General features: G+C 63.1%; 2 protein-coding genes. Both read right to left on the bottom strand.

The window, feature by feature from the left end; all coding sequences use genetic code 11:
• Positions 1–2,445: S8 family serine peptidase (locus ACOJTD_RS01195; protein WP_420131119.1), on the bottom strand; the 2,445-nt coding region annotated here is incomplete at its 3' end.
• 268 nt (positions 2,446–2,713) lie between these two features.
• Positions 2,714–2,972: autotransporter domain-containing protein (locus ACOJTD_RS01190; protein ID WP_420131118.1), on the bottom strand; the 259-nt coding region annotated here is incomplete at its 5' end.

The raw sequence follows: 2,972 nt of genomic DNA, 5'->3' as shown, positions 1-2,972 counted from the left end.
GGAGAAGCGGCGGTCGGCGCCGACAACGAAGCCGCCGCTGGTCGCCTTGGAGCCGGACAGATCGGCGCTGTCGCGGACGCGGGCGTCGCGGCCAAAACCCTGCCCCCAGGCCGACCAGCCGTCCTGCACCCGCTCCGCCGGTGTGACGGACGCGAACGCATTCATCGCCGAAGAAGTCTCCGCACTCATCGTGTTACGGCCGGCGTAAGACAACGCAAAGGACTGTGCAGCACCGTTCTGACCCTGCTCGCCGCCGAGCGCGATGGTGTCCTGACGATCACCAATTGTACCGAGGAAGCCAATGAACGCGTGCAGCGACGAGCTCGACACCGCGGGCTGACCGGGACCTGCGAGCTGTGTCAGCGCCTTGTCGTACTGCGCTTCGGAGCGAAGCCCGTACAGCGCGTCGAACAATGACTTCTCGCGCGCCGAGGGCAGCACGCCGGCGTCCGGGCGGGCACTGTCGAGCGCGCCGGCGACCGAGCGCTGGTTGGCGCCGAGCTGCCCGCTGGCCGCAAAAGTGCTGAAGCTCGCCGGCGTGACCACGAGGGTGAGCGCTGTGGGATCATACACCAGATCAAACCGGGTATTGGCCGCAAGGCCATCGGTCGGCTGCGCCAGCGACGAAAACCTACCAGCGATGCTGGCGCCGTTCTGCGCCTGCACGATCGCGAAGTCGGTACCGAGCGCGGGCGTGTAGTTGCTGACGGTGCCGACGCTTCCGCGCAGCACCGGCGTCAGCGTTCCGGCCGCATAGAACACATTACCCGCCCCCGTGACGAAGATCTTGTCGTAGGTGCGGGGGCCACCGGGCACGATCAGATTGCCGTCGATGTCGATCCGCGTGGTCGCCGCCGAGGTCAGCGTGACGTTGCCGTTGAAGGTCAGCGAGCCGACCGAGTTGCCGGTCAGCACGGTGCCGGACGCAACCGAGCCGTTCGCGACCAGATCGCCGATGTTCGCCATCTTGCCGGGCGACAGCGTGCCGGCAATAACCGCGTCGCCCACCACGGTGCCGAAGCCCGCCAGCGTCGCGGGCTGCGCGACCGACAGCTTGCCCGCGTTCATCGTCAGCGTGCCGTCGACCGCGAGCGTGCCGAGCTGCGCAAACACATTGCCGTTCGCATTGGTGCGGCCGGAGATCGTCAGAATGCCTTGGCCGACCTTGCTGAATTCGCCATGCGTGGTCAGCAGCTGGCTCCAATAGGTCGTCTGGCTGGCACCAACGTTGACCGCAATGTTCGCAGCCAGCGTGGCCGGACCGTCGGTCGCACGATCGAGCCGGATCAGGCCTTGGCCGAACACCGCGTCGATGCCCGGCGCGCCGAGATCCTCGGTGGTCGAAAACAGCAGATGCGCGAGATCCTGAGCGTTGTAGGTCGGATTAGCCTGGATCAGCACGGCGAGCGAACCCGAGACCATCGGAGCCGCCATCGACGTGCCTTCTCTGAAACCGTAGGTGTTGTTCGGGAAGGTCGAATAGATTTCCGGGCCGACCTCACGATCGCCGCCCGGCGCCGCAACGCACCAGCTCGCCGCCACGCCGCAAAAATTGGAGTAAGGAGCGGGCTGCCTCGTCGATCCGATCGACATCACCGGTATGATCTGGCCCGGCAAGCTCTGCAGCGCCGTTCCGTCGAGCTGTCGCCCCTGATCATCGTAGACGCCAAGCGCGGCATGAGCGGGGCTCAGAAATGGCAGAAGTCCGAGACCCGAAGCATTGCTGCCTGCAACGGGATTGTATTGGCGATCATTGCCGATACCCGCAACGATGATCTTCCCCGCCTGCAGCACCTTCAGCGCGGCATCGAGCTCGGCCTCCACGTTGCCGATCGTCCATCGGCTGAGATTGGATTGTCCATTCGTCCCGGGGGCATAACTTGCATTGTAGATCATGGTCCCGGCCAGACCGGAGAAGTAATCCAGTGCTAGCTCTCCCTCCTCGGCATTCGCAAAGAAGACGTAGCCAAAATCGGGGTGTCCCGTCAGCGCGCGAACGGGAATGATATTGGCGCCATAAGCCACGCCATGCGCCGCAACATTATCGAACTTCTCCGCAGCGATGATACCAGAAACGTGGGTCGCGTGAATGTCCTCGACGACAAGCGGACTGATATCAGTTGGATCATAACCCCGCTCCGGTTTGTAGACGAAATTCCGGCGTAGGCCGAGCAAGAGCTTATTGACGAGACCGGCATTGCCGACGTCGAAACCGCTGTCGGCAACCATGACGTTGACACCGGCCCCCGTGAAGCCGCGATCGTATGCGGCTTGCGCACCGATCAGGTTGAGATGCCAAGTCTGGTCTGCAACGCTCGGCTGCGGCACCGGAAGATTAGGCGAGTTGTTCGTGCCTGCCGGCAGAATCGATTGAGCCCAGGAATTCAACGGTTCCGCATGACCGACAGTCGACGCTCCCACGTCGACTACCGCAGAGCAAAGCATGAACGACAGAAACTGCCGTAACTTTATAAAATAGCTCTTCAAACAGCGCCCACAGGTTCCGGATCGCGATCCCGCGACCACCTACAGAACCGGACCGCTCCCGCCGGTAAGGAACGCCTGCCAAACAATTACTTCAACTATACGGGCAGATCGCTACAAGGCAAGAACGAGCGCGTCGCATTTCAACGATGGAACCGAACGGACTATCAATCCGGCCGACGCGGAGGACGACTGCCACAAGGCAAGCTATCAGTCGCCCTCCGTTGTCTTACCAGTTGACTCTCGCACCCGCCGAGACCTGATGGCTGGTCGCATTGCTGCGGTACTCGCCGTTATAGGCGGCGAACAGCCGGAACGTTTCGGTGTGCCATCCGGAGACCTTGGCGCTGACCAATGCGGCGTTGCGGCCGGGCTGAGCCCCCTGAACCAGGAACGGCTGATCGAGCAGTGCAGCCTCGCTGACCAGCGTGGTGTCGCGCAGATCGTAGCCCCAGCCGAGCTTCAGCTCGGGCATGATGGTCATTCCG

This window comes from Rhodopseudomonas sp., assembly GCF_048594845.1.
Classification (GTDB): Bacteria; Pseudomonadota; Alphaproteobacteria; order Rhizobiales; family Xanthobacteraceae; genus Rhodopseudomonas.
Note: the sequence above shows the minus strand (reverse complement) of the source record. Positions and strands in the feature narration are given on the sequence as shown.